Source organism: Arachidicoccus sp. BS20 (assembly GCF_001659705.1).
Taxonomy (GTDB): domain Bacteria; phylum Bacteroidota; class Bacteroidia; order Chitinophagales; family Chitinophagaceae; genus Arachidicoccus.
Genome location: NZ_CP015971.1, coordinates 3,173,485 through 3,192,603 on the forward strand (window position 1 = coordinate 3,173,485; position 19,119 = coordinate 3,192,603).

General features: G+C 40.4%; 15 protein-coding genes. 10 read left to right on the plus strand and 5 right to left on the minus strand.

The genetic code is table 11. From position 1 onward, the window contains the following. The first annotated feature begins 54 nt into the window (after positions 1-54). Positions 55-2,298 carry a glycoside hydrolase family 3 N-terminal domain-containing protein gene (locus tag A9P82_RS13770; protein WP_066208768.1) on the plus strand — a complete coding sequence of 748 codons (2,244 nt, stop codon included), beginning with the start codon at positions 55-57 and terminating at the stop codon, positions 2,296-2,298. Between the two features lie 50 nt (positions 2,299-2,348). Here A9P82_RS13770 and lptB read toward each other — a convergent pair whose 3' ends face one another. From lptB to hemW, 5 genes are all read right to left on the minus strand, one after another. Beyond that, complete coding sequence (gene lptB, locus A9P82_RS13775; RefSeq protein ID WP_082915357.1) at positions 2,349-3,152, minus strand: LPS export ABC transporter ATP-binding protein; 804 nt, start codon at positions 3,150-3,152, stop codon at positions 2,349-2,351. Positions 3,153-3,282: 130 nt separating this feature from the next. Beyond that, the gene (locus tag A9P82_RS13780) at positions 3,283-4,329 is read right to left on the minus strand and encodes an efflux RND transporter periplasmic adaptor subunit (RefSeq protein WP_082915358.1); all 1,047 of its coding nucleotides are present in this window, start codon (positions 4,327-4,329) and stop codon (positions 3,283-3,285) included. A 166-nt stretch (positions 4,330-4,495) separates the two neighbouring features. Next, positions 4,496-7,735, minus strand: coding sequence for an efflux RND transporter permease subunit (locus A9P82_RS13785; RefSeq protein WP_066208772.1), 3,240 nt, complete (start codon positions 7,733-7,735; stop codon positions 4,496-4,498). Between the two features lie 7 nt (positions 7,736-7,742). After that, a complete protein-coding gene (locus A9P82_RS13790) occupies positions 7,743-9,143 on the minus strand; it encodes a TolC family protein (protein ID WP_066208774.1) in 1,401 nt (466 codons plus the stop codon). A gap of 654 nt (positions 9,144-9,797) precedes the next feature. Beyond that, positions 9,798-10,919, minus strand: coding sequence for a radical SAM family heme chaperone HemW (hemW, locus tag A9P82_RS13800; protein WP_066208781.1), 1,122 nt, complete (start codon positions 10,917-10,919; stop codon positions 9,798-9,800). A gap of 181 nt (positions 10,920-11,100) precedes the next feature. Here hemW and A9P82_RS13805 point away from each other — a divergent pair, with 181 nt between their 5' ends. From A9P82_RS13805 to rpsB, 9 genes are all read left to right on the plus strand, one after another. Next, positions 11,101-12,408, plus strand: coding sequence for a hypothetical protein (locus A9P82_RS13805; RefSeq protein ID WP_066208783.1), 1,308 nt, complete (start codon positions 11,101-11,103; stop codon positions 12,406-12,408). Positions 12,409-12,439: 31 nt separating this feature from the next. Beyond that, positions 12,440-13,534 carry a phosphate ABC transporter substrate-binding protein PstS gene (pstS, locus tag A9P82_RS13810; protein ID WP_066208784.1) on the plus strand — a complete coding sequence of 365 codons (1,095 nt, stop codon included), beginning with the start codon at positions 12,440-12,442 and terminating at the stop codon, positions 13,532-13,534. A gap of 159 nt (positions 13,535-13,693) precedes the next feature. Further along, the gene (gene pstC / locus A9P82_RS13815; RefSeq protein WP_082915421.1) at positions 13,694-14,674 is read left to right on the plus strand and encodes a phosphate ABC transporter permease subunit PstC; all 981 of its coding nucleotides are present in this window, start codon (positions 13,694-13,696) and stop codon (positions 14,672-14,674) included. 3 nt (positions 14,675-14,677) lie between these two features. Beyond that, positions 14,678-15,523, plus strand: coding sequence for a phosphate ABC transporter permease PstA (gene pstA, locus A9P82_RS13820; protein WP_066208785.1), 846 nt, complete (start codon positions 14,678-14,680; stop codon positions 15,521-15,523). Beyond that, positions 15,505-16,266, plus strand: coding sequence for a phosphate ABC transporter ATP-binding protein PstB (gene pstB, locus A9P82_RS13825; protein ID WP_066208787.1), 762 nt, complete (start codon positions 15,505-15,507; stop codon positions 16,264-16,266). The genes pstA and pstB overlap by 19 nt, the downstream gene beginning before the upstream one ends. An 81-nt stretch (positions 16,267-16,347) precedes the next feature. Continuing rightward, the gene (phoU, locus tag A9P82_RS13830; protein WP_066208789.1) at positions 16,348-17,016 is read left to right on the plus strand and encodes a phosphate signaling complex protein PhoU; all 669 of its coding nucleotides are present in this window, start codon (positions 16,348-16,350) and stop codon (positions 17,014-17,016) included. A gap of 227 nt (positions 17,017-17,243) precedes the next feature. Next, complete coding sequence (rplM, locus tag A9P82_RS13835; protein WP_066208791.1) at positions 17,244-17,687, plus strand: 50S ribosomal protein L13; 444 nt, start codon at positions 17,244-17,246, stop codon at positions 17,685-17,687. A 37-nt stretch (positions 17,688-17,724) separates the two neighbouring features. Then, positions 17,725-18,120, plus strand: a complete 396-nt coding sequence (gene rpsI, locus A9P82_RS13840) for a 30S ribosomal protein S9 (RefSeq protein WP_066208793.1) — start codon at positions 17,725-17,727, stop codon at positions 18,118-18,120. 102 nt (positions 18,121-18,222) lie between these two features. Then, on the plus strand, positions 18,223-19,119 hold the full coding sequence (gene rpsB / locus A9P82_RS13845; protein WP_066208797.1) for a 30S ribosomal protein S2: 897 nt from the start codon (positions 18,223-18,225) through the stop codon (positions 19,117-19,119).

Here is a 19,119-nt window from a genome sequence, read left to right on the forward strand (position 1 = left end):
TATTAATCATAAAAATTAAATTATTAATAATTAAACTATAAAATTAAATTATACATGAAAAAAATAGTTTTTTTCTTTTTACTCACGTTAAATTTTTATATCATAAACGCGCAAAACAGCGATGCAAAGGCTTACGCTTTTGTAGATAAGCTCATGTCCAAAATGTCGCTTGAAGATAAAGTAGGACAGATGACGCAAATAAGCATTGAAGCATTTTTAAAAACAGACGCAAACGGCAACGTAACCAATCCGCACGAACTGGATACAGCCAAGCTGGGCGCGGCTTTGCGCGAATATAAAATCGGTTCGATATTGAATGTAGGCGGCGATGCGCAAACGCGCCAAAACTGGCAGCAACTCATCACGCAAATTCAAAAGCAAGCCTTGTCCGAAGGTTCCAAAATTCCCATTCTGTACGGCATTGACGCGATACACGGCAACAATTATACATCGGGCAGCATTTTGTTTCCGCAGGAAATTGCAATGGCTGCATCGTTCAATCCTTCATTGGCAAAAGAGGAAGCGGAAGTAACCGCTTACGAAACGCGTGCGTCGTTTACGCCTTGGGTTTTCAGTCCTGTGTTGGGCATTGGTCGGCAGCCTTTGTGGCCTCGTTTTTGGGAAACATTCGGGGAAGACCCTTTGCTCGTTTCAACGATGGGAACTGCGATGATACAAGGCTTTCATGGAAATGATGTAAGCGACAAATATCATGTGCTTGCGTGCCTCAAACATTACATGGGTTACAGTATGCCGTTGAGCGGACACGACCGCACGCCCGCGTGGATTCCCGAAAGAGAATTGCGCGAATATTTTCTGCCGCCGTTTGCAGAAGCCGTGAAACAAGGTGCATTAACGGTAATGGTTTGCAGCGGCGAAATCAACGGCGTTCCTGTTCATGCGAATAAGCATATTCTCACCGATATTCTGAAAGGAGAATTAAAATTTAAAGGTTTTGCGTGCAGCGATTGGCAAGACATTGAATACTTGTACCAACGTCATCATGTTGCGGTGGACAATAAAGACGCTGTGCGCATGGCAATCAACGCGGGCATTGACATGAGCATGGTGCCGACCGATTTTTCTTTTACCAAAGATTTGTTCGCTTTGGTAAAAGAAGGTAAAGTTTCTATGAGCCGCATCAACGATGCCGTGCGCCGTATTTTGTATGTAAAATATAAATCGGGAATTTTTCAGTATCCGACCGGAAACGCTGATGATTACCCGCTTTTCGGCGGAAAGGAACATCAGCAAGTGAATTATGATATTGCTGCGCAGTGTATTACTTTATTAAAAAATAAAAACAATATTTTGCCGGTAAAGAAAAATGAAAAAATATTGGTAACGGGCGCATCTGCCAACACGATGCGTTCTCTCGACGGCGGCTGGTCGAGAGTGTGGCAGGGAACAACTTCCGACGAAACGGAAAAAGATAAAAACACCATACTCGAAGCTATGCAACAAACTTTCGGAAACGAAAATGTTAGTTACGAACAAGGCGTGTCTTTTGATTCAACGATAAATATAGATGATGCTGTTGCCAAAGCAAAAGATGCAGACGTGATTGTGTTGTGCGCCGGCGAATCGAGCTACGCCGAAACGCCCGGAAATATTAATGATTTAACCATTTCCACACCGCAGATAAAACTGGCAAAAGCATTGGCAAAAACCGGAAAGCCGATTATTCTTGTACTCACGGAAGGCAGACCGCGCGTGATTTCTGCAATAGAGCCTTATACTTCCGCTGTGATTGATGCATATTATTTAGGCAACCAAGGCGGCAATGTAATTGCAGATGTTTTGGATGGAAAAATAAACCCTTCAGGAAAATTGCCTTTTACGTATCCGCGTTATACAAATAGTTTTACAACTTATTATCGAAAATATACGGAAGATAAAGATGTAAACGATGAAATTGCGGGCTACAATCCGCAATGGGAGTTTGGTACTGGATTAAGCTATACAACTTTCAAGTACAGCAATCTTCGTTTAAGTTCCGATAAACTAAGTGATGATGCGCCAATAAAGGTAAGCGTAGATGTTACCAACACGGGTGCGCGCGAAGGCAAAGAAACGGTGCTGATGTACGTGAGCGATTTGGTCGCATCTATAACGCCTGAAGTGAAGCGCCTGCGCGGGTTCGAGAAGATTGACTTGGAACCAAGCGAAACAAAAACGGTTTCATTTACCATTACAAAAGATAAATTATCTTTTATCAATAATGATTTGAAAAGAGTAACTGAACCGGGAAAATTTGTGGTGCATGTTGCAGATTTGAGTAAAGATTTTGAATATTAATTTAGCCGGTAATAGAAAAGGGGCTGTTAAAAATTGACAGCTTCTTTTCTTTATTTTTCAGTAATTTTTTCGCTTTCCGGTTTTGTTGCGACAGGTGTTTTACCCATTTCTAAAATCCAGTCTTTACGTTTCAGTTCAAAGTTGGTGCCGAGATAGAGGCGACGCACTTGCTCGTCATCGGCAAGTTCTTCGGCGGTTCCGTGCTTGAATATTTTTCCTTCAATTAATAAATATGCGCGGTCACAAATGGAAAGTGTTTCGTTTACATTGTGGTCTGTGATTAAGATGCCGATGTTTTTATATTTCAACCTTGCGACTACTGCCTGAATATCTTCTACCGCAATTGGGTCAACGCCTGCAAACGGTTCGTCTAACAAAATAAATTTCGGATCTACAGCAAGCGCGCGTGCAATCTCGGTTCTGCGGCGTTCGCCGCCGCTAAGGCTGTCGCCATTGTTTTTGCGTACATGCTGCAGACTAAATTCTTCCAACAACGATTCCAGTTTTGTGTAGCGTTCTTCTTTTGTCAGCTTTGTCATTTCAAGCACGGCAAGAATATTATCTTCCACGCTCAGCTTGCGAAATACCGATGCTTCCTGCGGTAGATAACCGATGCCCATTTGCGCTCGTTTGTACATCGGCAATTTTGTAATGTCTTCTTCGTTCAGGTAAACCGTACCTTCGTCGGGTTTTATCAATCCAACAACCATATAGAACGATGTGGTTTTTCCCGCGCCGTTCGGTCCAAGTAAACCTACGATTTCGCCTTGCGTTACGTTTACGGAAACATGGTTCACAACGGTTCTGTTGCGATAAGTTTTTACTAAATCTTTAGTGGAAATGGTAATGCTCAAAATTTCGAGTTTTTACAAATGTAGGAATTTAAAAATTTGATGAAAGACGGAAAACAATTTTAGGAGAATTTTGCCGTTTTAAAAAGTGCAGAACTTATGTTTATACGTTCTGCACTTTGTCATTAATCATTTAATTGCTTGCGTTTAAAACCGCGTTCTCCCCATCCTGAAAATTTCCTTTAATCTCAATACTGTCGGCTGTTTGATGAAAAGTTGTTACCTTAATTTTTTCATTTTGATTATTCTTTCTCACGGTAATAAATTTTCCTGTCGGAAGATTGGTTACAGCAGATAACGACACGTGAAAAACATTCGGCATCGGCGTTGTTTTAATCGTTACATCGGCATACATACCTGAACTCAAGGTGCCATCGTTCATTACATCCAATTCAATCCTTTCCGAACGAAATTCGGGATTTACATTGCCGGCAATTCTGCTGATAACGCCGCTCATTTTTTTATTGTCTAATGAAGGAATTAAAAAAGATACAGAATCGCCTTGTTTCAAATTCGCAGCAATGTCTTCAGGAACATCTACCTGCAAGCGCAAATGCGCTTCCTGCTTGAGTTCCAGCATAGGAACATCTTTAATCGAATTACTCACAAGCGCGCCGGGATGCACATTGCGTGCTGTAATCACGCCCGAAAACGGCGCATGAACCTGTAAGTATTGCAGCATTGTTTCCTGTTCCTGCCAATTAGCTTGTGCAGCTTTCATAGTTGCAAGCGAAGACGTTACTTTCGATTTGTCCAAAGCCAAATCCATTGCAGAAACTGCACCTTCTGTTTGTGATGCTTCGAGCAAACGATTATAATTTTCTTCGTTGATTTCATAATCTGATTTTGCTTTTTCAAATTCGGCTTTGGCACTTGCAGAAGCTTGTTCCAGTTCGGGCGCTTCGAGCGTCATTAACAGTTGATTTGTGCTGACTTTTGAACCGATATCAACTAAAACATTCTTTACATACCCATTCACTTTAGGGAAAATACTAACTTCTTCGTAAGCGGCGAGTTGCGCAGGTAATTTCGATAAAGTGGATAGCCCGCCTTTCAATATTGGCGTAGTTTTTACAATCTTTTGTTCTGTAGTTGCAGAAGATTGCTGTTTGCTTTTTTGTTCATTGTTGCACGATAAAAAAATTATCGAGCCGAACATTATGATGGGAAAATATTTCATCTGTTTATTTTTTTATTGTTTTTTAATTGTCAGATGGAATTGGCTTTGCCGAACTCCGTTTCGCCGGAATAATCATTACTTTGGATATGCACAATTTTTCCGGCTTATTTCATGATAAAAGATTTATTGTTTAATTATTGTCTGAAACATTGATGAATACTGTATTTTAATCCATTTGCCTTGCTTGTATTTCTTCTTCATAAAACTGATGGTTCGGCTCATCTTCCGGCAAAAGCGACGGATGGTTGAACGTTCTTTTCTGTTGAACCCACGCATACACCAACGGCGCAATGAACAATGCTGCAAATGTTGATGCAATCAATCCGCCAATTACGGCGCGACCTAAAGGCGCAGACTGGTCGCCCGATTCGCCAAGTCCGCTTGCCATCGGAATCATTCCTACAACCATTGCGATAGAAGTCATCAATATCGGACGCAATCTTACGGAAGCCGCAGTTGACGATGCTTTGAAGGGATTGCGATATTCTATTCTTAACGCTTCCGCATTGGTAATAATTAGAATGGCGTTGGCAACAGAAACGCCAACCGACATTATCAAACCCATATACGATTGAAGATTGAGGGTTGAACCTGTAAGCAACAACAGAAGCAACGCGCCTAAGATAACTGCAGGCACAGTGGACATTACAGCCAACGCCAATCCGAAAGACTGATAATTTGCAGCGAGTAACAACAGAATAATAACAATTGCTGCCAGCAAACCGACCTGCAATGAATTTAATGTTTCCGTGAGCAAAACAGAAGTGCCTTTTACTTCGCAAATCAAACCTTTTGGAAGTGTACCTAATTGCGCAACTGCTTTTTTGACGGCACTTGTAGCCGAACCTAAATCTTTTTTATAAATGTTTGCGCCAACGGTTACAAATCTTCTCGGACCGGACCGGTCGTATTCTCCCGGTTCGGATGACTGGGAGAAAGTTGCAACATCCGAAAGTATCGGGCGAGGTTGTCCCGGAATCAGCGGAATACTTTTCAGCTCGTCAACTGAATTCATTATATCAATCGGAACTTGTGCTTGCACCTGATAAGTGTAAGAATTGTTTTCGTCTAACCATAAAATCTTTTGTGTGAAACGGCTCGATGAAGTTGCATCTGTAATGCTTTGCGCAGCCTGGTCGAGCGTTACACCCATTTGTGCGAGTTTAAATCTGTCAATATTAATTTTAATGGTAGGAAAATGCAAAGGCTGTTGTATCTGTATATCGCGCAGGTAAGGAATTTGCTTCATCTCATTTACAAGGCGCGTTGCATAATGTTCAATGGTATCAAAATTCTTTCCTGCAACTCTTACTTCGATCGGGTTGGATGCGCCTTGTGCCATAATCTTTTCCGTAAGCTCAATAGGCTCAAACGAAATATTTAGTTTAGGATAAATTTTTGCAACATTCTTTCTGATTTCATCTTTCAAATCATCCAAATTTACTTTGTAATCTTTATTGATTTCAAGTTGCACTACGCCTTCATTTGTTCCTGCATTAAAAACATATAAGTTGCTCGTTCCATAGCTGCTCGGCACAATTCCCACGTAAGCCGATGATATATCAAGATTTCCTTTCACGGTAGAATCCACAATCTGCAACACGCCGCGCATAGCGCTCTCTGTCTTTGAAAGCCTTGTTCCATCAGGTTCTTTGATGCGAATTTGCAATTGCCCGCTGTTTGATTTCGGTAATAAATCTTTCCCGATAATCATAAAACACGCTGCAGCTCCACCGAATGCAAGAACGAGATAAAGGCATACAATCAGCTTTCTTCTCGGCATCTGATTGTTCAGCCATTGTTCCAAACGTTGCTTCATTCTCGTGAAGAAACCGGTTTCTTTTTTATGATTTTTCTGATGTTCATCATGCGAGTTTATTTCATTTACTTCATTTTGATTCAGTGCCAAACCTGCATGAGCATGAGCTTTGAACTTATCAGCTTTTAGCAACCAGTTTGAAATTACCGGCACTAAAGTTTGTGCAGCTATGTATGAAATAATCATCGCAAAACCGATGGATAAAGACAATGGTAAGAACATGGCTTTCGGCACGCCTGTCATAATAAAACTCGGCGCAAACACCGCGAGAATGCACAACAAAATCAATAACAAGGGAAAAGAAATTTCTGTACACGCATCGAGTATGGCATGCTTTTTATCTTTGCCCATTTCCAAATGCTGATGAATGTTTTCAATGGTTACGGTCGCTTGGTCCACCAATATTCCAATCGCTAAAGCAAGTCCGCTTAACGTCATCATATTAATCGTTTGACCGAATAAATTCAGGAATAAAATGGCGCTTAAAATAGCAACAGGAATTGTGATAATTACCACAATGCTGCTTCGCCAATCGCGCAGGAAAAGCAATACCATCAAGCCTGTAAGGATAGCGCCGATAATGCCTTCGGACATTAAGCTTTTTACGGAGTTCATCACAAAAACCGATTGGTCAAATTCGTAACTCACGTCCACATCATCGGGCAAAAGATTTTTCATATCCTGCAATTTGGATTTTAAATTCTGCACGACTGACCAAGTAGAAGCATCGGCTGTTTTTACCACAGGAATATACACAGAACGCTTGCCATTAACCAACGCGTAATCAACCGTAATATCCGATGCATCTTCCACAGAACCTACATCATGCACAAACACTGCGTTGTTGCCGCTTGTTTTCAAAGGAATGTTTTCAAAATCTTTTACATTTTGCTCCAAAGAATTTTCTGTGGTGAGATACATCATGCTGTCGATGCGAATGTTTCCCGAAGGTGTCATCGTATTGTTCTTTGCAATAGCATCTACGACTTGTTCGGGAGAAATGTTGAACGAACGCAATTTTACGGGGTCAATATTTACTACGACTGTTCTTGAGTTTGCACCGAAAGGTGGTGGAGCGGAAAGTCCCGGAATGGTCGCAAACATGGGTCTGATGCGGGTTGAAGCCACATCATAAATTTCTTTCAGCGATTTTGTTTTGCTGCTGAAAACCAATTGACCCACAGGCAAAGACGATGCATCAAAACGAATTACCTGCGGCGGCAACGCGCCTGCGGGAAAAAATTTGGAACACCTGTTTACCTGCAAAGCCACTTCTGCTGAGGCCTCCGCCATATTGGTGCTTTCGTAAAAAGAAAGCTTGATGAGCGTTAAGCCCTGAATGTTTTTGCTTTCAATATTTTTAATGCCGTTGATATACAAAAACTGGTCTTGCATTCGCGTAGCAAAAAAACCTTCCATTTGTTTCGCCGACATACCGCCGTAAGATTCGATTACATAAATAGTCGGAAGATTTAATTTCGGAAAAATATCAATGGGAATATTGAGAAGCGCAATGATGGAAAAGAGCAACAATCCACCGAAAATTACGATGGTTGTTACCGGTCTTTTTAATGCGGCTCGTAACATAATTTTTTTATTTTACTGATTGAATAAAATTGTCCAGATTGCCCGTGGCTATTGCTTTTGAGAGACTTGCAGCATACCAGTCGTCAATAGCGTCGAGATAATCAACCTGCGAACGATACAACACAAAACTTGCATTGGTCAAATCGATTAATGTAACCATTCCTGCTTTGTATTGTGCTTCTTTATCGGCATAAACTGCGTGCGCCGATTTCTTTTGAACAGACAATTGTTGCAGATTATCCATAACTAATTTTAATTGCAAATCGGCTTGTGCATTGGCTTCGTCAAAATTTAATTTTTGCTGATTGTATGCTTCTTGCCCGGCTTTCAATTCGTACTTGTATTCCGTGAGCTTGTCTTTTTTGTGTAAGCCATCCATGAAATCATAAACAAATGCAATACCCGCAGCATAGTTGTATCGCTGAAATCCAAGCCCTGTGCCGATTGCGTTGAATTGATTGCTGCCCGCATAGCTGCTTGCGCGTCCCCAAACGCTGCCGATTAAAGTAAATTTCGGTAAGTAACTTTTCTTTAAAAGTTTGGCGTTGGTAGCGAGATAATCATTGTTGCTTTTATAAAAGTCAAGCATAGGATTATTGGCTTCTGTTGAATCGTATTGAAGATTGTTGAACACTACTTCGGAATCTAAAATGCGGTTATTGATATTTGATGAATCAAGAGAAATACCTGTGTAAGTGGATAATGTTTGCAAAGCTTCTTTCAATTGCGCATTAGTTCTGTTTAGTTGAATTTTTGCTTTTGCCAGTTCTGCATTTGCCTGCGACAAATCTGCACCGGGCTTGATTCCTGCGCGTGCGAGTGATTGAATAATGGTGTCGATTGTTGCATATCTTTTTACATTTTGTTTATCTATTCTTTGAAGATTTTGATAAGTCAAAATATTGAAATACAACTTTGCCAGTTCTATTTTTAATTGGTATTTATCTTTTGCTAAAGCTGCATTTGCGAGGGATGCTTCGGCTTGCGCATTTTCATTTTTTGCTTTGTTCAATCCGAAATTATAAATGTCGTACTCGGAATAAACGGATGCTAAATCTCCAATCGTTGCATTGTAGTTTTGCCGGTTGGTAATGCTGCCTGAAGTTGACGGAACAACGCCCATTGGAAAATAGGTGCCGTTCACAGCATTGGCGCTGCCGAGCGATGCCTGCGCATTGAATTTTACAAAAGGCAATTGTTCGTGCTTAACGTCTGTAATATGTGCCGTTGCTGCATTTGCGAATGCTTCGCTTTGCCTTATTGCGGGTGTATATTTTTCTGCAACTTCAATAAGTTGCTGTAATGAATAAGTTGATTGATTGCTTTGCGCGCGCGAAAAATTTGGATATAAAAATCCAAGCAAAACACACACAATCAAAGCGACCTTCCTTTGATGAAAAGGTTGCATATAACTGTAATTTTTGTATAGAAAATTCGTGAAATGAATTAATCCGTGAAGGTTGTGTATGGCGATGCACAACAACTCAACACATCATTTAAAAAAATGAAAAGCTCAGATTAAAAAGAGTCAAGAAAATTAAGCAATTACAGGCGGCGCGCGTCCTTTACAGATGTATAAAAATGAAGAAACAAAATGATTGCTGTAATAATAGAGCGGCTTGGGTAAGGTGGTATTGAAACAGGAAAATCTTGTTGATAAAAGAAGAATAAAAACCAGTTTCTCCGTTTGAAAATGCTTGTTGATTCTAAACTTCAGCGGTTTGTGATTTTTATTTTGAATAGTATTGTTTGAGTTGTCAGATGTTGTACGCTTGTTGAATATTTCCCAAACGAAACTTGTGTTTAGCGTGTTGTTAATTCCGAATTTGTTTGGTACTATAAAAAGATGTGCGCATAGAATTGCTATAAAGCCAATCAGTAAAAAACTGACCCATAATTTATGACGAAAATTGTATGAAGTTATTGATTGCATCAGCAGCTGATATTGAGCAGCTTTGACAAAAATAATGTTTAGAGTTTGGTATAAAGATTAAATAATTCTTAAAAAGAAAATCATTAACGGATAATGAATGCTTGTTATTTATCGCATTGGTAAATAATTTTACACAAACAAATCTGCAGCAATGCCATCTGCATAATGTTTTCCGCGATTGGTAAGTGTGAGATGATTGTTTTGAAGTGCAAGCATTTTCTTATTGAGAAATTTTTTCGCAATTATTTCTAACCTGATTTTATGCTCGAAGCTGAAATCTGTTTCTATTTTTCCCAAATCAATTCCTTCGATTGTTCGCAGCGAAATCATAATCAATTCATTCAGTTTATTTTCACCCGAAAGAATTTCTTCTTCAAAATTTAACTGATTGCTTTTTAAAGATTGTATGTAAAGTGCATTATTTGCAATGTTCCATTGGCGCGCATTTCCGTTGAAGGAGTGCGCCGACGGTCCGATGCCGAGATAACGTTTTCCTTGCCAATAACTGCTGTTGTGGCGGCTGCGAAAACCCTGTTTTGCAAAATTGGAAATTTCGTAATGTTCAAAATTATTTTGTGTAGCCCATTGCATTAGAATATCAAAGTGCCGTACTTGTTTTTCCAAATCAATATCGGGCGTTTTGTGTTTTTCAATCATTTTATGCAAAGCAGTTTTGGGCTCGACGGTTAAAGCATACGCTGAAAGGTGTGGAATGTTCAGCTCGGTTATTTTTTGCAAATTATTTCTCCAAAGTTCATCTGTCAGCATTGGCGTTCCATAAATTAAATCTGCCGAAATATTTAGAAAGCCATTTTCCTGTGCCAGTACAATGCTTTGAAATGCTTGTGTGGCACTATGCGCACGGTTCATCCATTGCAAATCTTCTTCGCAAAAAGATTGTGTGCCAATGCTTAAACGATTGATGCCAATGCTTTTCCATTGCAATAATTTTTCTTTATTGATATCATCCGGATTTGACTCTAAAGTGATTTCTGCATTATCCGAAACAGGAAAATTTTTCTTGATTTTATCAACGATTTTTTCCAGTTCATCTGCATTAATTATAGATGGTGTGCCGCCACCGAAGTAAATGGTTTCAACTTCATCATCAATACGATTTTTTCGTAAATCAATTTCCTGTCTTATGCAATTCATCATTTCTGCCGAATTATACCGGGTAGTGGAAAAATGGAAATTGCAGTAATGACAAGCTTTTTTGCAATAAGGAATATGTATGTAAATGCCTGACAACTGGATAATAATTATTATGCAATAATGGAACTCAAAAGTAAAAAATTAAAAAGTTAAAGAAATATAAACTCTTTAAATACAATAACGGAGGGTGTTTCAGGGTAGGTAACATTAACTTAACGTTACGGTAATATTGAAATAATAAGGTGCAAGTTTCTTTGCTGCATAATTAAAATCACAAATGAGAAAACTATTTTACAGCCTTTTGTTGCTGTTTATTTCCCTGATGGGAACACATTCGCTTAGCGCCCAGTATCTTTTCAATTCGGACTCCGCATTCAACGCTGGAACGCCGATGACCGGACACTTATGGGGCTACACATTCGGCGATTATTATTACAAAGCTCACGCAGACGCTTTGGATCGCGGTAATGCCAACCAATATACGGGCATCCCGAAAAATAGAAATGCTTTCCAGATTCGCCGTATTTACATTGGTTATGATTTTAATATTAATAAGAAGTTCTCTACAGAGTTGTTATTGGCGGCAGAGGACAATTTTCCGGCAGGTCAAGGCTCTCCCTCCTCTGCTCAAAGCGGCGATGAATTGTCAAACGGTAAACTTTCTTTTTACATTAAACTGGCTGATTTAAGAATCAAAAATATTTGGAGAGGAACGGATTTAGTTATCGGGCAGCAGGCTACGCCTGCGTTTCCGGGCTTAACGGAAAAAATATGGAACTACCGTAATATTGAAAGAACCATAGCCGATATCCGCCGCACGCCATCTTACGATTTGGGTGTTGGCCTGCAAGGAACATTTGACCCGAAAACTAAAAATTATGGTTATGACCTCTTGATGGCAGACGGAACGAGTGCAAAACCTGAAAATGATGGCAATAAATGGTTTTACGGCGATTTATGGGCAAAATTCTTTAACCAGAAATTGGTCGCAGATATTTACGGCGATTATGAAAGACTCAACTGGACTCCTACATGGCATCATTCCCGCCAAATGTTTAAAGGATATATCGCGTATAATACAGCACCATTAACAATTGGTGTGGAAGGATTTATCAATAATTTGAAGCAAGATGCTTATGCCTATTATACGGAAGCGCCTACAAGCGGCTCGCCGTACGAAGTGCTTGACAACAAAGCGAAGGGTATTTCTGCATACATCCATGGAGATATCGTAAAAAACAAATTGCGCTTCTTCGCTCGTTATGACCATTATACGCCTACGAATGTTGTAAACAACAGCTTATACAGCAAATATGTATTCAACACGGGTAACTATAATGATAATTCTTTCAATGGCACTACGGCTACCGGCGATGAGACTTATACGCAAAACTTCATTACTGCCGGCTTGGATTTTTCCCCTGCTAAAAATGTGCATATCGAACCGAACGTTTGGTACAATCATTATAAAACGCAATTAGGTTCAACACAGAATACAGCGCTTAATGGTTCTCTTGCAGATAAAGCAAACGGCGATTATGATTTAGCTTATCGCATAACCTTCTATTATACATTCGGTAAATAAATTTTTTGAACAACTAAAACAAAAATAAAAAATGAAAAAGAGTATTTTAAAATTCGGTGCGCTTGCTGCCACGGCTATTGCTTTAAATGCAAGTTTAACTTCTTGTAACGGTGGCGGAGCAGGAAATGGTTCAGACAGTACTTCTTCTGCTTCCGAAGCGGTTGTAGGCGCAGGAAGTTCGTTTGACCAGCCTTTATTTTCAAAAATGTTTGCTGCGTATTACGATTCTACCAAAACCCAAATCAACTACCAGTCTGTTGGTTCCGGTGCAGGTATTTCTCAATTGACAGGTAAAACCGTTGATTTCGGAGCTTCTGATGCGCCAATGACCGGCAAGCAAGATTCAACCGCCGGAGCAACTGTGATTCACATTCCTATTACAGCAGGTGCAGTAGTTGTGAGCTACAACTTACCTGATGTAAAAGATACATTGAAATTTACACCGGAAGTGTTGGCAAACATTTATTTGGGTAAAATTACTAAATGGAACGACCCTGCAATTGCTGCTGCAAATCCCGGCGTGAAATTGCCTTCAACTGCAATCTTGGTAGCACATCGTTCAGATGGAAGCGGCACATCTGCTATCTTCACATCTTTCTTGGATAAAGTAAGTCCTGAATGGCATTCAAAAGTAGGTACAAGTACTTCCGTTAATTGGCCCGCAGGCGTTGGCGGAAAAGGTAACGAAGGTGTTTCGGGCATTGTAAAACAAACTCCGGGCGGTATCGGTTATATCGAGTTAGCTTACGCTATTCAGAATAATATTGCTTATGGTAAAGTGCAGAACAAATCGGGCAACTTCATCGTTCCGACTCCTGAAAGTGTAACGGCTGCGGCAAACATCACAATTCCTGCCGACGGTAAAGTTTGGATTACAAATACAGATGCTCCGGACGGTTATCCGATTTCAGGTTTCTCATGGGTATTGTTGTATCAAGAGCAAGGTTATGGCTCTCGTACGCAAGCGCAGGCAGAACAATTGGTAAATCTTGTAAACTGGATGGTTCATTCCGGTCAGCAATACGGCGCTTCATTGTACTATGCACCGTTGTCTTCTGCTGCTGTAAGTGTTGATGAAGCATTACTGAAATCTATCACTTACAAAGGACAGGCTATTCTAAAATAATTTGTTCAATAAGAAAGGAATAAAATGCCCTTTTTGCGGTGTTGTATATATCGCATTGCGGGCATTTTATTTTTAGGTTATTATCGTTGTCATTTCGATTACTTAACAATTTGGTAATACTGCAATATTACTTTTGACCTTGAATTAATGGAAGAAATTATGGAAGCAGCAGGAAATATAGCACAAACATTAAATGGCGGCGTTGCAACAACGCTTCACGAAGTGGCAACCGCGCGAAAAACCAAACAGGTAAGACGTTCATCCAATCATATCAGGGGCGAAAAAATTTTTAAAGGCATATTGGGTATTGCAGGCTTGCTGCTCATTTTGGTGGTAGGTGCAATATTGATTACGCTGGTATGGCAGTCTATTCCTGCTTTGAAAGCGCTCGGACTGAAATTTTTCTGGACATCTACATGGAATCCCGTAACCAATGTGTTTGGTGCATTACCGTTTTTGTTAGGAACATTAATTACTTCTTTTTTAGGATTGTTGATATCCATACCGTTTTCGATTGCGGTGGCTATTTTATTGGGAGAATATTTTCCGAAAGGTGGTTTCTCCAACTTTATGCGCAGCACTATTGATTTGATTGCTGCCGTACCTTCGGTAATCTTTGGTTTCTGGGGCTTTTTCGTATTAGTGCCAATGGTAAGGACTTTTGAATTAAAAATTGGCGTGGCGCCAAACGGACTGGGCATTTTTTCATCGTCGCTTGTATTGGCAATAATGGTCATTCCTTATGCTGCATCGCTTGGAACTACGATGATTAGAATGGTGCCCTCGCATTTGAAAGAAGGCGCTTATGCTTTGGGCGCGACACGCTGGGAAGTACTGCGCGACGTGATTTTACCTTATTCAAAATCAGGATTATTCGCCGGTATTTTATTATCACTTGGTCGTGCTATCGGAGAAACAATGGCGGTAACAATGGTTATCGGTAACTCAAGCGAAATACCAACAAGCATTTTCTCCACTGGTAATACAATGGCGAGCGTAATTGCCAACGAATTTGGCGCGGCGGCAGACCCCATCTACATTTCGGCATTGATAGAAATGGGATTGTTTTTATTCCTGGTAACATTTGTGATTAATCTGATTGGTAAAGCGGTAATTAAGCGAGTAACAAAAAACAACTAAACCATGAAGACGAAACTGAATTTCAGAATAGCCAAAAGCAAAGGCATGAACTGGCTGATTATTGCACTTTCAGGCGCTTGTGTGTTGCCTCTGGTTTTTATCTTGCTCTACATTATTAAAGCAGGCATCGGCGCCATTAACTGGAATTTTTTGGTAAATATTCCAAAGCCTGTGGGCGAGCCGGGCGGCGGTATTGCAAATGCGCTTATTGGAACAGCAATGATTATTTTGCTGGCAAGCGTCATTGCCGTGCCTATTGGCATTATTTGTGGCATTTATTTGAATGAAAATAAAAAAAGCAAGCTGGCTTACTGGGCAAGTATTTGTGTAGATGTATTGCAAGGTATTCCGTCCATTGTTATCGGTATTATCGGCTATTTGTGGCTGGTGCTTCCGTTTGGCGGGCACACGGCGCTTTCGGGGAGCGTGGCGCTTGCGATTATGATGCTGCCGATTATCATTCGTTCTACGGAAGAAACCTTAAAGCTCATTCCCGATACATTAAAAGAAGCGGCTTACGCTTTGGGTATGCCTTTCCAGAGAGTGATTATGAAAGTAATTATTCCTACCGGTTTCAGCGGAATACTTTCGGGTGTGATGCTTTCGGTGGCGCGTGTGGCGGGCGAAACCGCTCCGTTGTTGTTTACAGCATTTGGTAATCCGTTTATCACTACAAATCTTTTGAAACCTATGCAAAGCCTGCCTTTGCTGATTTTCAATTACGCGACAAGCCCTTACACCGATTGGCAAAATCTGGCTTGGGGTGCTTCATTGGTTCTATTGATTTTTGTTTTAGCCTTAAATACTCTGACTAAACTTATTACACGCAGATGGAAAGTACAACTATAATCAAAACTGTTAATTATAATTCTTATTACGGCGATAATCATGTTATCAAGAATATAAATATTGAGGTGCCTAAAAACCATGTAGTAGCATTGATGGGACCTTCCGGTTGCGGAAAGACCACTTTTTTGCGCGGCATCAACCGTATGCACGAAATGACGCCGGGTGCGCACGCCGACGGACAAATTTTGTTGAACGGCGAAGACGTAATGGCTCTGCATCCGATAGTGGTGCGCTTAAAAATAGGCATGGTTTTTCAGAGACCGAATCCGTTTCCGAACCTAAGCATTTACGACAATGTAATTGCAGGTTATAAATTGAATGGAATAAAGTTGCCGAAAAGCGAAAGAGATAAGATTGTAGAAGAATCTTTGACCAAAGTGGCTTTGTGGAAAGAAGTAAAAGACTCTTTGATGAAGAAAGGAACTTTCCTTTCCGGCGGGCAGCAGCAACGTTTGTGTATTGCACGTGCAGTTGCCATGCAGCCCGAAGTGTTGTTGTTCGACGAGCCGACCTCTGCGCTTGACCCGATTTCAACGGCAACTGTGGAAGAATTATTTATTGAACTGAAAAAAAATTACACACTCATTATCGTAACGCACAATATGCAGCAGGCTGCGCGCGTAAGCGATAAAACAGCTTTCTTTTATCTCGGCGAATTGGTGGAATACGATGAAACAAACCAGATGTTTACCAACCCGAAAGACGAGCGTACACAGAATTATATCACAGGAAGATTCAGTTAATGTGCAAATGCGATAATATGCAAATGTGCAAATGATGGTTTCAATTATTAATTACTAATTTTTAATTCTTAATTAAAAAACATGGCAGCTCCCATAGAATCAGAAATACAGCACCTCAAAGAAGAAGTCATTAATATGTGGACTTTGGTGCGCAAGCAGTTGCAAAAAGCAAAGAACGCCATTGTCAATTTTGACCAGGATTTGGCGCGCGAAGTCATTGTCAAAGAAAAACGCGTGAACAGTTACGAGCTGAAAATAGACCGCGACTGTGAAGATATTTTTGCGCTGAGAACGCCTGTGGCTGTGGATTTACGTTTTGTACTGGCTGTATTGAAAATAAATTACAACCTTGAACGCATCGGCGATATTGCAGAAGGTATTGCAAAATATTTGATTAATGCGGGCAAGCCCTTTTCGCAAAATCTGTTGAAGCAATCCAAAGTATTGGATATGCTGGATGTATCGCTTTCCATTTTGGATGATGCTTTATCGGCGTTTGAAAATGAAAATACAATTCTTGCAAGAAGCATTTTTCAGCGCGATGAATACCTTGACGAAATCAATATCAACTCGACTAAGTTTGCAAAAGAATATTTGCAAGAACATCCCGAAGAAATTGATGAATTGTTGTACATCTATTCGACCATTCGTAAAATAGAACGTGTGGGCGACCAAACTAAAAATATCGCGGAAGAAATTATTTTTTACGTGGAAGCCAAAGTGCTGAAGCATAATAATGATTTGATATAAAAGCATATTTTATTTCAATATTTTTTATAAAAGACTGGGCAATTTAAAGGCTCAGTCTTTTTAGTTTAAAATTATATGACAAAAATTTTATTGAAAATCAATTAATTACAAAACATACATGAAAATTTATTCTGTATTTGCTTGTTATATCAAAACTTTAGCTGCACCTTTGCAGTCCAAAAATTTTTTAATGCCAACGGGATAGCGTTGGACAAACACAAATTAAAATGAGCAAATTACATTTCACAACCAAGCACGCAAACGCGGCTACCGTACAACGCAATTGGTACGTTGTGGACGGTACTAATCAAACCGTGGGTCGCATCAGCGCGAGAATCGCTGCAATCCTGCGTGGTAAGAACAAGGCTTCTTACACTCCGCACGTTGATACCGGCGATTACGTTATCATCATCAATGCCGACAAGGTTACTTTCAGCGGCAACAAACTGGAGCAAAAAACTTACATCAACTTTTCCGGTTATCCCGGTGGTAAAAAAGAAGAAGTTGCAAAAGACTTGCTGAAACGCCGCCCCGAAGTGGTTTTGGAAAGAGCCATCAAAGGCATGCTTCCGAAGAACAAATTGGGTCGCAAAATGATTGGTAAATTATTTGTGTATGCAGGCGACGTTCATCCGCACTCAGCTCAACAACCAAAAGAATTAAAATTTTAAAACCCCAATTCCCCTAAAGGGGTAAAAAATAATAAGAATGGCAACAACAAATCAAAAAAATGCAGTTGGTCGCCGCAAAGAAGCGGTAACGCGCGTTTTCTTAACTCGCGGTTCGGGCAACATCGTTATAAACAGCAAAGATTATAAACAATATTTCACGCTTGCATATTTGCAAAACCAAGTTGAGGCTCCTTTGAAAACCGTTGAAGGTTTGGACAAATTTGATGTAACCATTAATGCAACAGGAGGCGGAATCAAAGGTCAGGCAGAAGCTGCAAAGCTCGGTATTGCACGCGCTTTGATTGAATTGGATGCAGAATATCGTCCTGCATTAAAAGCACAAGGTTATCTTACACGTAATGCAAAAGGTGTTGAACGTAAGAAATTCGGTAAGAGAAAAGCTCGCCGCAGCTTCCAGTTCAGCAAGCGTTAATCTTTCTGGTTCATGGCTGATAGTTCATCGGGTATTACTATGAACAATGAACTATCAGCTATGAACAATTTTTAAAAACTATTTTAATATTAACTAATAACAATGGAACAAAATACTTCTTTACAGCAGCAGTTGCTTGAAGCCGGCGTTCACTTCGGTCATCTTAAAAAGAAGTGGAATCCGAAAATGTTGCCTTACATTTTCGCTGAGAAAAAAGGTATTCATATTATAGACCTTAACAAAACCGTTGACCATTTGCAGGAAGCGGCGGCAGCATTGAAACAGATTGCAAAAAGCGGTAAAAAAATCATGTTCGTAGCAACGAAGAAACAGGCGAAAGAAATTGTTTCCGACTGTGCGAAAAAAGTAAATATGCCTTTTGCAACAGAACGTTGGTTGGGTGGTATGCTTACTAACTTCAACACGGTTCGCAAGAGCGTGAAGAAAATGCAGAGCATCGAAAAATTGTTGAACGATGTAAACGCTGAAAGCCTTACAAAGAAGGAACGTTTGACATTGGCACGCGATAAAGATAAAATGGAAAAAGTGTTAGGTGGTATCGCACAAATGAGCCGTCTTCCGGCAGCTTTGTTTCTGGTGGACATCGGACATGAGCACATCGCGTTAGCAGAAGCAAAGCGTCTCGGAATTTCTACCTTTGGTATGGTTGATACCAACTGCGACCCGAACAAAGTCGATTTTGCAATTCCTTCAAATGACGATGCAACTAAATCCGTTGCTATCATTACAAACTATATCACAGCGGCAATCGCAGAAGGTTTGGCAGAACGTCAGGCTTCTAAAGACGAAGACGAAGAAGTTGCAGAAAGCAACGAAAACGAAGCTCGCGCAGCACGCATTCAGGCAGAAGCAGAAGCAGAAGCAGGTGGACGCAGCCGCAACAACCGTTCTTCGGAAGGCAATAATGCTCCGGCAGGCGCAAGACGCAGAACTACTCCGGGCGGACGCAGTAGAACGCAAGCAGGCGGAAAGAGATAA